Origin of the sequence: Streptomyces sp. NPDC079020 (genome assembly GCF_044542225.1) — a bacterium.
GTDB lineage: Bacteria > Actinomycetota > Actinomycetes > Streptomycetales > Streptomycetaceae > Streptomyces.
Genome location: NZ_JBITUB010000014.1, coordinates 51309 through 62691, shown reverse-complemented (window position 1 = coordinate 62691; position 11383 = coordinate 51309). Strand labels below are relative to the sequence as shown.

The 11383-nt window shown below is 70.4% G+C and carries 11 protein-coding genes; 6 read left to right on the top strand and 5 right to left on the bottom strand.

The window, feature by feature from the left end:
- Nucleotides 1–2 precede the first annotated feature (2 nt).
- Nucleotides 3–278 carry a hypothetical protein gene (locus ACIGJO_RS26745; protein ID WP_399962222.1) on the bottom strand — a complete coding sequence of 92 codons (276 nt, stop codon included), beginning with the start codon at nt 276–278 and terminating at the stop codon, nt 3–5.
- A 247-nt stretch (nt 279–525) separates the two neighbouring features.
- Nucleotides 526–1446: a 4Fe-4S domain-containing protein gene (locus ACIGJO_RS26740; RefSeq protein ID WP_399962220.1), complete on the bottom strand. Its 921-nt coding sequence runs from the start codon at nt 1444–1446 to the stop codon at nt 526–528.
- 215 nt (nt 1447–1661) lie between these two features.
- Here ACIGJO_RS26740 and ACIGJO_RS26735 point away from each other — a divergent pair, with 215 nt between their 5' ends.
- Together ACIGJO_RS26735 and ACIGJO_RS26730 are read left to right on the top strand one after the other, a co-directional pair.
- Nucleotides 1662–2645, top strand: a complete 984-nt coding sequence (locus ACIGJO_RS26735) for a GlxA family transcriptional regulator (RefSeq protein ID WP_399962217.1) — start codon at nt 1662–1664, stop codon at nt 2643–2645.
- Nucleotides 2646–2735: 90 nt separating this feature from the next.
- Entirely contained in the window at nt 2736–3362 is a 627-nt protein-coding gene (locus ACIGJO_RS26730) for an isochorismatase family protein (protein ID WP_399962215.1), read from the top strand.
- A gap of 297 nt (nt 3363–3659) precedes the next feature.
- On the opposite strand, the gene ACIGJO_RS26725 is transcribed toward ACIGJO_RS26730, so the two are convergent.
- The 3 genes from ACIGJO_RS26725 to ACIGJO_RS26715 all read right to left on the bottom strand — a co-directional run bounded on the left by ACIGJO_RS26725 (nt 3660) and on the right by ACIGJO_RS26715 (nt 5982).
- Complete coding sequence (locus ACIGJO_RS26725) at nt 3660–4247, bottom strand: isochorismatase family protein (RefSeq protein ID WP_399962212.1); 588 nt, start codon at nt 4245–4247, stop codon at nt 3660–3662.
- Between the two features lie 237 nt (nt 4248–4484).
- Nucleotides 4485–4946 carry a hypothetical protein gene (locus tag ACIGJO_RS26720; protein ID WP_399962210.1) on the bottom strand — a complete coding sequence of 154 codons (462 nt, stop codon included), beginning with the start codon at nt 4944–4946 and terminating at the stop codon, nt 4485–4487.
- A 160-nt stretch (nt 4947–5106) separates the two neighbouring features.
- A complete protein-coding gene (locus tag ACIGJO_RS26715; protein WP_399962208.1) occupies nt 5107–5982 on the bottom strand; it encodes a hypothetical protein in 876 nt (291 codons plus the stop codon).
- Between the two features lie 838 nt (nt 5983–6820).
- Between ACIGJO_RS26715 and ACIGJO_RS26710 the strand changes: the two genes are divergently transcribed.
- The 4 genes from ACIGJO_RS26710 to ACIGJO_RS26695 all read left to right on the top strand — a co-directional run bounded on the left by ACIGJO_RS26710 (nt 6821) and on the right by ACIGJO_RS26695 (nt 11236).
- Nucleotides 6821–8110 (top strand): discoidin domain-containing protein, encoded by a 1290-nt coding sequence (locus tag ACIGJO_RS26710; RefSeq protein ID WP_399962206.1) that lies wholly within the window; start codon nt 6821–6823, stop codon nt 8108–8110.
- Nucleotides 8110–9420, top strand: coding sequence for an MFS transporter (locus ACIGJO_RS26705; protein ID WP_399962204.1), 1311 nt, complete (start codon nt 8110–8112; stop codon nt 9418–9420). The genes ACIGJO_RS26710 and ACIGJO_RS26705 overlap by 1 nt, the downstream gene beginning before the upstream one ends.
- Nucleotides 9417–10469 (top strand): TolB family protein, encoded by a 1053-nt coding sequence (locus ACIGJO_RS26700; RefSeq protein ID WP_399962202.1) that lies wholly within the window; start codon nt 9417–9419, stop codon nt 10467–10469. The genes ACIGJO_RS26705 and ACIGJO_RS26700 overlap by 4 nt, the downstream gene beginning before the upstream one ends.
- 224 nt (nt 10470–10693) lie before the next feature.
- On the top strand, nt 10694–11236 hold the full coding sequence (locus tag ACIGJO_RS26695; protein ID WP_399962200.1) for an FABP family protein: 543 nt from the start codon (nt 10694–10696) through the stop codon (nt 11234–11236).
- Nucleotides 11237–11383 lie beyond the last annotated feature (147 nt).

Sequence of the window (11383 nt, the reverse complement as noted above, 5' to 3'; positions counted from 1 at the left end):
GCTCAGTCCGGGGCGTCGTACTCCGGCGGGGCGACGGCCAGTTCGGGCCGGTCCCGCCAGTACCGCTCCCCGTGGAGGGCCAGCATCGCCCAGTGCCACGCCTCGTCGTGGAAGACCAGGCCCCGGAACGGGGCGTCGGCCGGCTCGTACGCGTACCGCTCATCGGCGGCCGCCCGGGACTCGGCCGGGGACATGTTCCCGTACCGCCTCATGACCCAGGCGTAGCGCCTGCGTTCATCGCGCAGGTACGCGGTGTACTCCTCCTCGCTCCAGGTCACGCCGTCCACCCTATGCGGCGGCGCCCCCGGCGGGCGCCGGGGCCCTGCCGGGATCCGGGTGGAGCGGAGCGGCGATCAGCGGGAGAGGGACGACGCGCCGTCCGAGCGGCACGAGTCGCTGATCGACAAGGGGCCGGACAGCGCGCCCAGGGGTACCGATGCGCCTGAGACGCGGGGCGGCACCGTCCGTGACGTGTGTGGCGGACCATGGCGCACCGTGCGGAACACACTGCCCGGCCCCTGTCGGTCACCAGCGCAGCGCGGTGAAGTCCACGGGCCGAGGGGCCAGTTCCTGGGTACGTGCGGTCAGCCGGCTCATGCGCTCCGCCATTTCCTCGGCCGGGAGCCGCTTGCGGTCTCCGTGTCCCGGCAGCAGCCACTCGAAGCGGAGGCTGTCCGCGGTTCGCGCCAGCGAGGCGGCCAGCTCCCGGATGGAGTACCAGGTGACGCTGTCCGCCACTTCGATGTCACCGGTCGTACGGGACCAGTAGAAGCTGTCGCCGCTGAAGCAGTACGTCTCGTCCGCGACGTAGAGCACGCTGCCCTCGGTGTGACCCGGCAGCGGGTGGGCCAGCATTCCCTCGGCGATCTCGACGGTGCCGGTGCCCCGGATGATCCGGTCGGCGTCCGGCGCGGCGTCGAGGTCGCCCTCGTGGATCCACAGCCGGGCGCCGAAGTGGTCCGCGTACCGGCGGCCGTGCGCGGCGTGGTCCCGATGGGTCAGCAGGACGTCGGTCACGTCGGCGATGGTGTCGTACCGGGCGGCCAGCGCCGGGCTCCAGCGAGGCGTGTCCACGAGCATCGCCGTACCGGAAGGGCGCCGGACGAGGTAGGAGTTGGCCCCCGCGGTGTGCGTCGAGTTCTGCCCGCACAGGAGGACGGTGTCGTCGAGGGGCAGCGGGAAGGGGTCCAGCGCGGGGTCCAGCCGCTGGGAGGTGTGCCGGATGGAGCGGGTGTGGCAGGCGAACGCGGCGGCGAGTAAGCGGCCGACCTCTTCCTCGCCCTGTGGCTGGCGGTAGATCTCGGACCGTCCGTCGACCTCACGGATCAGGTCCGGTGCGTACTGCCTGGCGACATCACAGTTCGTGCAGCGGTCGTCCACGTACCAGCCTCCGGTCTTCTCCGCTGCTCCGGCGGCTGCTGGGTGGTCGATGTGAGCGTGATCCATGGCTTCCTCAGCTCCTCGCGGTGTGTACGGGCCTGCGATCAAGAGGTATCCCGGGGGCTGCCGGAAGGGGAAGGGGAGCCGGCTCTTGATTTCGGTGGCGAACACGCCTCTCGGAACGGAAGTCCGGCCCTGCCCCGAAGGGGTTCCCGCGTATGTCCGGATGTGACAGAAAGCCGTCATTGCGGCCGCTGACCGTGGGGAGTGACGATGGATGCATGCCCAGCACCCGCCGTATCGTCATCGCCGTCTTCCCCGATGTCGACCTGCTCGATGTCACCGGACCGGCCGAGGTCTTCGCGCTGGCCAACCGGGAGACCGGCGGCCGGGCGGGCTACCGGGTGCGGCTGGCGGGGCGTTCGCGCGGGGAGGTCGCCACCTCGGCCGGTGTGCGGCTGGTCGCCGATCTGTCCTTCGACGAGGTCGGCGGAGTGCTGGACACGCTGCTCGTCCCGGGCGCGGTGGACCTGGGGGCCGACGGCCCGGCGGCCCGGGTCGACCAGGACATCGTGGAGTGGGTGAAGCAGGTCGCGCCGCAGGCCCGCCGGGTGGCGTCGGTATGCGTGGGCGCGCACATCCTCGCCGCGGCCGGACTCCTCGACGGGAAGGCGGCCACGACCCACTGGTCCACCGCCGCCCAGTTGGCCGCCGGCCATCCGGCGGTGACGGTGGACCCCGACCCGATCTTCGTCCGGTCGGGGAACGTCTGGACCGGGGCCGGTATCAGTGCCTGCATGGATCTCGCGCTGGCCCTGGTGGCCGATGACCTGGGTGAGGAGGTTGCGCCGGCGGTCGCCCGGCAGCTGGTGATGTACCTCAAACGGCAGGGCGGGCAGAGCCAGTTCTCGGTCCCGCTGAGCCGGCCGCCTTCCTCCCGCAGGGACATCGACGAGCTGCGGATGTTCATCGCCGACCATCTCGACGGAGATCTGTCGACGGCCGCGCTCTCCGTACGGATGTGCCTGAGCGAGCGGCACTTCGCCCGGGTGTTCCGTCAGGAGACCGGTACCGGTCCGGCCTCGTACGTCGAGGCAGCCCGGGTGGAGGCGGCCCGCCGCCTGCTGGAGAGCACCGACCAGCCGCTGGACCGGGTCGCCGGTGACTGCGGGTTCGGCTCGGTGGAGACCCTGCACCGTTCGCTGCGCAAGCAGATCGGCACCACTCCCGCGGCCTACCGCCGCCGCTTCCGCACCACCACCTGAACCCGGCGGCCCTTCCTTCCTCTCCCCGCACGCACGCACACGGTGCGGCTTCGCCGTGCCCTTCACCCTGTCGCGAAAGGAACCTCTCCCATGCCCTCTCCCATACCTTCTCCCCTGACCGCTTCTCCGACTCTGCGCGATGTGATCGGCCTCGACGGCCGGCTCCCCCGGCTCGGCGACGCCACCCTGATCATGATCGACTTTCAGAACACCTACACCACCGGTGTCATGGCCCTGGACGGCGCGCGTGAGGCCCTTGAGGCCGGTGCCCGGCTGCTGGCCGCCGCCCGCGCCGCCGGCACCCCCGTGATCCACATCGTCAACGACGGCGGCGAGAACACCCCGTACGACATCCGGGCGGAGACCGGTGCCGTCTGCGACGAGGTCGCCCCGGCCCCGGGTGAGCCCGTCGTGGTCAAGCAGTTCCCCGACTCCTTCCACGGCACCGGCCTGGAGAAGATCCTGCGCGAGCAGGGAGCCGGCACCGACCTGGTGCTGGCCGGCTTCATGACGCACATGTGCGTCGCGTTCACCGCTCAGAGCGCCTTCAATCTCGGCTACCGCCCCACCGTTGTCGCCGAGGCCACCGCCACCCGTCCGCTGACCGCCCCGGACGGCACCGTCCTGGCCGCGGCCACCCTCCGGACGGCGGCCCTCACCACCATCAGCGACCTGTTCGGCACCATCGCGGCCACCGTCGACGACCTCACCGCGTAACCGCCCCGGCCGGCCCCGCCGGGGCCGGCCGTACCGACACCGCGCGACAGCAGCCGGTGTCCCCTGTACGGGTACGGCTGTGCCGCAGGTCACCGCACGGAGCGCCGCCCGGACCCGATGCTCGGCAAACAGTCTGCGGGCCGGAGGCGACTCCAGGAGCTGCCCGGCCGGAAGAACCACCGTCACCGGCCTGTACCCGAAGGGTCTGTGGCACTGCATCGCACCGGCCGGGTTCGTGCCGCCGCACGCCCGCAGTCCTCGGCCGCGGTTCGCCGACGGGGTCGGTCCGCGGACGCGTCAGACAAGGACAACCGGTTCGCCGGTCAGTGAGACACCTGCCTCGCGCAGTTCGTCCAGGGCGAGGTGCGTGGTGTCCGGGGCGACGCCCGCCGTGTAGTCGAGCAGGACATGTGCGGCGAATCCGGCTCGTACGGCGTCCAGCGCGGTGGCCTTGACGCAGTGGTCGGTGGCGATGCCGACGATGTCGACAGCGGTGACGTCCCGGACCTTGAGCCAGTCGGCCAGCGATGTGCCGTCCTCGGCCGAACCTTCGAAGCCGCTCTTCGAGGCGGAGTGCGCCCCCTTGTAGAAGACCTCGTCGACAGCCCCGGAGGCGGTGGCGAACCCTGGGTGGAATTCACTTCCTTCGCTGCCGGCCACACAGTGCTCGGGGAACGAATCCCGGAAATCCGGATGCTCGGAGAAGTGGCTGCCAGGGTCGATGTGGTAATCGCGGGTCGCCACCACATGCGCGTACTGATGGCCCGCCGTACGCCGGACAAGCTCCGCGATGGCTCCGGCCCGCTCCGCGCCGCCCCTCACCGGCACGCTCCCGCCCTCACAGAAGTCCTTCTGCACATCCACGACAATCAGCGCACGGCTCATGCCACAGCCTTTCCTCTCGGGTGCCCGTCGCTCCATGCGTCCCCGCTCCTCCCCCGGCGAGCACACGGCTGCCCGTCTTTCACCCGACCGAACCGCCAGCCGGAACGGCCGGGAGAGGAGGACGCACTCGGCTCGGGCAGGGCCCGACAACACGTGGGCTCCTGACGGGCGGCCGGACTCGACCGCTGATCCGCCAGGAGCCCCGCCGCGTCGTCCGGAGAACGACGGGACAGCGGGTCATCCATCCGAAACCCGTTCGCTCAGGTCCTCTGCGAAACGCGTTCGAAAGACGCCGTAGACGATGGCGTCCGGGGACTGGTAGCCCCGGTGTTCCGGGACCGAGACCTCTTGATCCCACTGAGTCACTTCGCCGCCGAGCGGCGACGGGCGCCCCAGATATGCCTGCGCGGCCTCTGCCAGCTCCCACTCACCCGTGACCACCGAGTACCAGAACCGGTGGCCCTGACCGACCACCCACATGCACAGATCCTCGGTGCTGTCCTCGGACCAGACCGCTCCGTCGACGTGTACACCTTGCGAGAAGTCAATCAGTGACTCCGCCGCGTCCAGGTACGCCAGCGCGAACCCCTCAAGAATCTGTCCCGGCTGTGCCGTCAGCCATGCCTCCAGGGCAGACAGACGTGGTCTTGTCGCATCCAGGACCTCCCAGAACCAGTCAGGAACCTGCCCCAATCCCACTCACCTGTCCTCGCCTCCACCGTCACCTTCCGTCCGATCGTAAGAGAGGAGGACGCCCTCGCTGACCACGGCCTCGCTGCTTTCCGCATCTCAACTCCGAGCCGGACAGCGCCGCCTGGTCACCCGTTCTCATGTCGGGCACCGATGGCCGCCCCCGCGGTCACCTTTCCCATGAACACCTGTCAGGGCGTCTGCAAATATCCCACCGGCGCTCTCCGGCGAAAAAGATCCAGTACTCTTCAAAATCTTCAGGAACACCTCTCGCCACAAACGGTTCGCCGTCATTGTCGATCACTTCCGTGAAGATTCCCTCCACATTCCGGTATTCGGCTTCGATGTTCCACTCACAGCTCTCCCCCTCGGTGAGGGCAGAAAACCGCAGCCCCCCGGCACTCTGCCCCGCACCCAGGTCCATCTTGTAATGCTCGAAGTAGGGTTCCCCGTTATTCTCGCCGTCCGGAACCTCCATACGGGCCCGGGTGTCGGATTCGGGCAGCGGGAAATAGACCTGATCGACGCTCGAACTCCCCTGGGGCGGCAGTACGAAGACCGTCACTCCAGGGGCATCGAAACATCGCAGCTTCTTTGCCCGCATATTCGTCACACTCAATCCCGATTTCTTCTCACTGAAGAGCGTCAGCGAGAACATCTCGTCCCCTGAATACAGCACCGCCCCCAGGGATTCCAAATACACCCTCCACGGACGAGTCGAAGGAATACCAGTGTTGTGAATCCCCTGAAGCTTCTTCCTTTCCGTCTCGGTCAGCAATCGATCAAGCACAAGTGTCGGATATTCACCAGGAGCTTCTTTCTTGACCCGGGCGACAAACGGCGGAGTTCTCTCCTCCTCACCCTCCTCCACCTTCTTCTCCGCGGATTTCTGAGCCTTGACCGTCGGCTCAGTGAGCCAGATATTCACAGCAGCGGCCGAGACCAGAGCGACAAGCGCGACCGCGATCCCGTAGAACCAGCGTGCGGCGATCTTCCCCTTCCTTCGTCCGGATTCCACGCCCTCGGGGTCCACCACCTCGAACACGCCGTCAAGAACACCCGGAACAGGGCCCCTGCGGACCCCCGGCACGACCGCCGGAGGACCGCCTCCGGCTCCGTCGGAAGCAGGGGCCGAGTCGCCCGGATCAGGTGCCGGCGGTTCGCCGCCCATCCCCCCGGACACGACGTCCGCCGAACGCCCGGGAGCCTCCGGCCGCACAGGACTCCCCGACCGCTCCGGGGAAGGAGGCGCCGGGCTTGAACCCCCGGCAGGCCGGGGGCCCGTGGGCTCTTCGGGAGTCGGAGCCGTGGAGTCGTACTGCTGCGGCATTCGGTCTCCCCCTGGCACACCGGACTGACGGCTGGGCGTGCCATGTACCCGGCACGCGCCGGAACGACACCTGAGGATCCCCGCGAATCACGACGCGGGCTTCCGGCCGCACGCACAGAGCCCCCTCACCGCGTACGCCACCTGCGGAGAACAGCGCGCGGGGCGGACGGCGGTGCTACGCAGGCAGATCATGGGCGCCTCGGCCCGCCAGGGGTGCGCCCGGCGGCTGCGTGGGGCGCACAGGCGGCACGGGGGCGCTCCGGCGTACCGAACAAAGGCCTCGGCAAAGAGAGTTGGAGTACTGGTAGGAAAGTTTACTGTCAGCTAGCATTCCGGGCGGCGGCTCGGCGCGGTGCCCGGCCCCATGGGCATGACGCGCTCAGTGAGAGCTCTGGCCCGGCCGCCACGACGCAGCTGCCCGCCCGCGCGCACGGGCCGGGACGCGACGTCACGTACCAACGCCCAGCTCTCGCCACCCCCAAAGGCCAGGAGTCCAGGGATGTACCCGAACCGCTCAGTCCTGCCCCAACCACATCGACGCCATACGGTGGGCATGGTCATCGCCGCCGTGCTCCTGCTCGTCATCAGCCTGTTGCTCGCCTACCCCGACCGGGCCGACGCCGCCGCCGATCCCCTCCTCTCCCGAGGAAAGCCGGCCACCGCGTCCTCCAGCGAGGATTCCGCGCTCGGCCCGCAGAACGCCTTCGACGGCGACCCCGCCACCCGCTGGGCAAGCGCCGAGGGCAAGGATCCGCAATGGATCAGTGTCGATCTCGGTGCGGCCGCCGACATCACGCGGGTGGCTCTGACCTGGGAGGACGCATACGCCAAGGCGTACCGGATCGAGGTCTCCAGCGACGGCACCACCTGGACCCGGCTGGCCGAGGAAACGGCCGGGAACGGCGGCACCGACGACTGGCCCACCGTGTCCGGCAAGGGCCGCTACCTTCGCGTCCAGGGCACGGCGCGCGGTACCTCCTACGGCTACTCGCTGTACGAGGTCGAGGTGTACGGCACCTCCGAGGGAACGCCCCCGGAAACCGGTGCGTTCACCGTGGTCGCCGCCGGTGACATCGCCGCGCAGTGCACCGCCTCCGACAGCGACTGCGCCCACCCCAGGACAGCCGCGCTGGCACAGCAGATCAACCCGAAGTTCTATATGACGATGGGCGACAACCAGTACGACGACGCCCGGATCTCCGACTACCGCGCCTACTACGACAAGACCTGGGGAGCCTTCAAGAACAAGACCCGCCCGGTTCCGGGCAACCACGAGACCTATGACCCGGCCGGACCCCTGGTCGGCTACAAGACGTACTTCGGGGCGATCGCGTACCCCCAGGGCAAGAGCTACTACAGCTTCGACGAGGGCAACTGGCACTTCATCGCCCTCGACTCCAACTCCTTCGACCAGAGCGCACAGATCGACTGGCTCAAGGCCGACCTCGCCAAGAACACCAAGGCGTGCATCGCCACCTTCTTCCACCACCCGCTCTACTCCTCCGGCGGGCACGGCAACGACCCGGTCAGCAGGCCGGTATGGAAGATCCTGTACGGGGCGAAGGCCGACCTCGTGCTCAACGGGCACGACCACCACTACGAGCGGTTCGCCCCGCAGAACCCCGACGGGAAGGCGACGGCCGACGGGATCGCCGAGATCATCGGCGGAATGGGCGGCGCCGAGCCGTACCCCATCGAGAACGTCCAGCCCAACAGCCAGAAGCGGATCAGCGGTGAATACGGCGTCCTGAAGCTGGACTTCACCGACTCCGGCTACAGCTGGAACTACGTCGGCACCGACGGGAAGAACAAGGACACCAGCCCGAAGTACACCTGCCACTGATGTACCTGGCGACCACAGGCCGCCGGGACACACCGGCACCGCCCCGCTCCGGCGGGGCGGGCCGGCGCGTCCCCGGCACCGTCCTGGCACTCGGCACGGTCAGCCTCGTCACGGACATCTCCTCCGAGATGGTCACCGCGGTGCTGCCGCTCTACCTCGTCCTCGGACTGGGTCTCTCACCTCTCCAATTCGGCTTCCTGGACGGCTTGTTCAACGGTGCCGCCTCCATCGTCCGGCTGCTCGGCGGGCATGCCGCGGACCGGGGCCACCGGCACAAGCGCGTCGCCGGGCTCGGCTACGCCCTCTCCGCCTGCTCACGGCTCGGACTGCTGCTCGCGGGCGGCGCGACCGCCGGAATCGCGGCTGCCCTCGCCACCGACCGGGTCGGCAAGGCCATCCGTACGGCACCCCGCGACGCGCTCATCACCCTGAGCAGCCGGCCCGAAACACTCGGCCGGTCCTTCGGCGTGCACCGGGCGATGGACACCACGGGGGCCCTGCTCGGTCCGCTCGCCGCGTTCGCGCTGCTCTGGGCGACCGCCGGCGCGTACGACGCGGTGTTCGTCGTCAGCTTCTGCGTCGGCCTGCTCGGGGTACTGCTTCTCGTCCTGTACGTTCCCGGGCAGCCCACGGCACCGTCCTTCGAACCGGCCCCGAAGCCGGCACCCCGCAAGTGGAACGCGTTCGCCGCACTGCGCGATGCCTCGTTCCGGCGGATCCTCGCAGCGGCCGCCCTGCTCGGCGCCGCCACTGTGGGCGATGCCTTCGTCTATCTCCTGCTCCAGCGCAGCCTGGACCTTCCCATCGGCTGGTTCCCGCTGCTGCCGCTCGGCGCGGCGGCGTGCTACCTGCTGCTCGCGGTGCCGGCGGGCCGGATCGGGGACCGGGTCGGCCGACGTCTGCCGTTCCTGTTCGGACACCTGGCGCTGCTCGGCGTGTACGCCACACTCCTCGCCCCGGCCGGTGGCCCGGCGCCGCTTCTCCTCGTCCCGGTCCTCGTCCTGCTCGGCGTCTTCTACGCCACCACCGACGGGGTGCTGATGGCCCTCGCAGGGCCCTCGCTGCCCGCGGACGGCAGGGCGGGCGGACTCGCCCTGCTGCAGACCGGCCAGGCGCTCGCCCGGATGGTCGCCGCGGCCGGCTTCGGCGCCGCGTGGACCCTGTGGGGGCAGCGCCCCGCGCTGTGGGCGGCGCTCTCGCTCCTGGTCGCCGCGCTCGCGGGCGGCTGGGCACTGCTGCCACGCAATCCGTCCGGCTCCCCGGCCCCCGAGGAGCCGGAAGCCCAGATCCCCGAGAGGCGGACCGCATGAGACTCAGGTTCCCGACACCCGCCGGGCCGCTCGGCCCCCGTTCCCGTGTCGCGGTCGTGGCGGCCGCGGTGCTGCTCCTGGGGGGCGGCTCCCTCGGATACGCGCTGCACGCCGAGAACCGGGCGGAGGGTCAGCAGGTGGAGGCCGACGCTTCGTTCGCGCTCGAAGGGCCCGCGCTGTACTTCCGGGACTCGGCCACGGGACGCGTGGCGCACCAGCCCCTCGCCGCATCCCCCGGCACCCGCGCCACCACCCGGGTCCGCAGCACCACCGGGGCCCGCATCACCGGTGGCCCCACCTGCGACCGGTTCTACGCCGCCGGGGACAACGCGCTCTGCCTGCGCGCCAAACCCGGGGTGCTGCCCAAGACGTACGCCGTCGTTCTCGACCGGCAACTGCGTGAGAAACAACGCGTCACCGTGCCGGGTGTACCCACCCGGGCGCGTGTCTCGGCCTCCGGAGCGATGCTGTCCTGGACGGTGTTCGCCACCGGCGACTCGTACGCCACCACCGCCTTCTCCACCCGGACGGCCGTCCTCGACCTGCGTACCGGCTATCTCATCAAGTCCATCGAGGAGATTCCCCTCACCATCGACGGGACCCGCTACCACTCCCCGGACGTCAACTACTGGGGGGTGACGTTCGCCCGCGACGACAACCGCTTCTACGCGACCGTCTCCACCAAGGGCCGCACCTATCTCGTCGAGGGCAACATGAAGGACTGGTCGGCCAAGGCGCTGCGGCAGAACGCCGAGTGCCCCTCCCTGTCGCCCGACAACACCCGGGTCGCCTTCAAGAAGAAGGTGTCCGACGATCCGGCGGCACCCTGGCGGCTGTACGTCCTCGATCTGCGGACCATGCGTGAGACACCGCTCGCCGAGACCCGCAGCGTCGACGACCAGGCGGCCTGGCTGGACGACGACACGGTGGCCTACGCGCTGCCGGGCGCGTCCGCCCGGTCGAGTGACATCTGGGCCGTTCCCGCGGACGGCACCGGGAAGCCCCGGGTGACCGTGGCCGGTGGGTCGTCCCCGGCGGCACTGCGCTGATCCCCGCCCTCACCGCCGCCGGGCGGTGAGGGCGAAGGCCGGGTGGGCACCGGCCCGGGGCCGGGAGGACCCGCGCCGCCGGTTCGACAGCTGAGGGGTGGGATCCAGCGCGTGGGAGTCCGCCGGCGGCGTCGGCGCAACCGCCGTCGTGAGCCCGCCGGGGATCACCGGACAGCCTTTAGGCTTCCGCCTGACACCGGCCTCGACCTCAGGAGCCCACCACCGTGTTCGACCCCGTACCGGAGTACCCGTTCCCCGACAGCCGCCGGCCGGACGAAGCACCCACGCCGCACGCGCTGCTCGCGCCCGTGCTCGGCCTCCTGGGCAGCTGGCACGGCCGGGGGCAGGGCGAGTACCCCACGCTCGCCGAGGACTTCGCCTATGCGCAGGAGGTCACCTTCAGCCACGACGGCCGGCCCTTCCTCCACTACGAGGCCCGTGCGTGGCTGCTGGACGCCGACGACGCGCCCCTGCGCCCGTCGGCCCGGGAGAGCGGCTGGTGGCGGCTCCAGCCCGACGGCCGGGTGGAGGCGCTGATCACCCAGCCCACCGGCATCGCGGAGATCTCGGCCGGCCGCGCAGCCGACGGCACGGTGGATCTCACCACCCACGAGGTGGCCCTCACCCCCACGGCCAAGGAGGTGAACACCACCCGTCGGCGCTACGCGCTGGCCGACGACGGCACGCTGACGTTCGTCCATGACCTCGCGGCGGTCGGCCGGCCGCTGCAGCACCATCTGTCGGCGCACCTCCGGCGCCGGAAGTAGGCCGCAGCGCACTTCGACGGGGGTGGGGGGGCGCCCCGCCGGGGGGGCCCCCCCCCCCCCCCCCGCCGCGGGGGGGGGGGGGGGGGGGGGGCGGCGGGGGCCCGGCGGGGCCCCCCCCCCCACACCCGGGGCGCGCGGGCCCCCGCC

Coding starts and splice junctions, on each gene's coding strand:
- ACIGJO_RS26710 (WP_399962206.1), top strand. CDS start 6,821: ATGGTCATCGCCGCCGTGCTCCTGCTCGTCATCAGCCTGTTGCTCGCC.
- ACIGJO_RS26740 (WP_399962220.1), bottom strand. CDS start 1,446: ATGGATCACGCTCACATCGACCACCCAGCAGCCGCCGGAGCAGCGGAG.
- ACIGJO_RS26725 (WP_399962212.1), bottom strand. CDS start 4,247: ATGAGCCGTGCGCTGATTGTCGTGGATGTGCAGAAGGACTTCTGTGAG.
- ACIGJO_RS26735 (WP_399962217.1), top strand. CDS start 1,662: ATGCCCAGCACCCGCCGTATCGTCATCGCCGTCTTCCCCGATGTCGAC.
- ACIGJO_RS26700 (WP_399962202.1), top strand. CDS start 9,417: ATGAGACTCAGGTTCCCGACACCCGCCGGGCCGCTCGGCCCCCGTTCC.
- ACIGJO_RS26730 (WP_399962215.1), top strand. CDS start 2,736: ATGCCCTCTCCCATACCTTCTCCCCTGACCGCTTCTCCGACTCTGCGC.
- ACIGJO_RS26705 (WP_399962204.1), top strand. CDS start 8,110: ATGTACCTGGCGACCACAGGCCGCCGGGACACACCGGCACCGCCCCGC.